The organism is Actinosynnema sp. NPDC023658, assembly GCF_040639995.1.
GTDB lineage: Bacteria > Actinomycetota > Actinomycetes > Mycobacteriales > Pseudonocardiaceae > Actinosynnema.
Genome location: NZ_JBFAAX010001424.1, coordinates 1 through 1,151, shown reverse-complemented (window position 1 = coordinate 1,151; position 1,151 = coordinate 1). Strand labels below are relative to the sequence as shown.

Below are 1,151 nucleotides of genomic sequence, written 5' to 3'. Positions count from 1 at the left end.
GCCCGGACGCGATCATGTTGGCGGCACTGGGATCCCCGCGCTGGAGGGTGAGCGAGCACAGCTCGACCGACACCAGCACCGCCACCGACGTGGGCCAGCCGCGTAAGAAGTCGTGCAGCCGCGCTATGCCCGCCGCACCGGCCACGCAGCCCAGCCCGAAGATCGGCAGCCGCTTCACGTCCGGGCGCAGGCCGATCCGCGACGCGATGCGCGCGTCGAGGGAGGGCACCGCGATGCCGGTCACCGTCGTGGAGACCACGAGGTCCACGTCCGCGGGGACCAGGCCCGCGTCCGCGAGGGCGGCGAGCACCGCCTCGCAGCCGAGGTCCACCGCGGCCGACAGGAACGCGTCGTTCGAGGCCGTGAAACCGTCCAGTCCGGCGTAGCGCTCGATGGGCAGCGCCAGGTGACGTGACGCGACCCGCGCACTGGCGTGGAACCGGTCCGCCACGGCTCGCGAGGCCCGGTCCGGCAGGCACAGCCGGCCGAACAACTCGGTCAGCTGCGCCTGCGGGTACCGGTGCGGCGGGAGCACACCGCGGACCGCTGAAATCGTCGTCACCGGTTTCACGGTACGGCTTGTGCCTACACTCGGCACATGACCGGCTTGCCAGCAGCACCGGGCGGTGCGCCGCGCCGGACGGCGACCGGGTGGCCGTGGTGGGCGGTGCTGCGAGGTCTCGCCGGTGCGTGCCACCCCCTCCCGGGACTGGCGGTGACGGCGGTGGCCGTGATCCTGTCCGCCGGGGTCGGGCTGACCGCGGGGCGGGTCGCGTTGCTCGGCGCGGCGGTGTTCACCGGCCAGCTGTCGATCGGCTGGTCCAACGACTGGATCGACGCCGCCCGGGACCGCGCCGTCGGGCGGGAGGACAAGCCGGTCGCGGCCGGGCTCGTCCCCCGACCGGTGATCGCCGCCGCCGCGTCGACCGCGCTGGTGGCGACGACGGTGTTGTCCTCGCTGCTCGGACCGGCCGCCGCGGTGGCCCTGCTGATCGGGGTCGCGGCCGGGTGGGCCTACAACCTCGGGCTCAAGGCGACGATCTGGTCCGGCGCGACCTACCTCGTCGCCTTCGGCGCACTGCCCGTCGCGCCCTACGTCGCGTCGCCCGGCCAGCCGTGGCCGCCGTGGTGGGTGCCGGTCGTCGGCGCGC

Annotated in this window: 1 protein-coding gene and 1 pseudogene; one reads left to right on the top strand and one right to left on the bottom strand. The window is 74.8% G+C overall.

The genetic code is table 11. The features are described from left to right. A pseudogene (locus AB0G02_RS41515) lies at positions 1–562 on the bottom strand (hypothetical protein); the annotation flags it as partial. A 36-nt stretch (positions 563–598) separates the two neighbouring features. Between AB0G02_RS41515 and AB0G02_RS41510 the strand changes: the two are divergent. Then, positions 599–1,151 (top strand): UbiA family prenyltransferase (locus AB0G02_RS41510; RefSeq protein ID WP_360806458.1); only part of this gene is annotated, 553 nt, incomplete at its 3' end.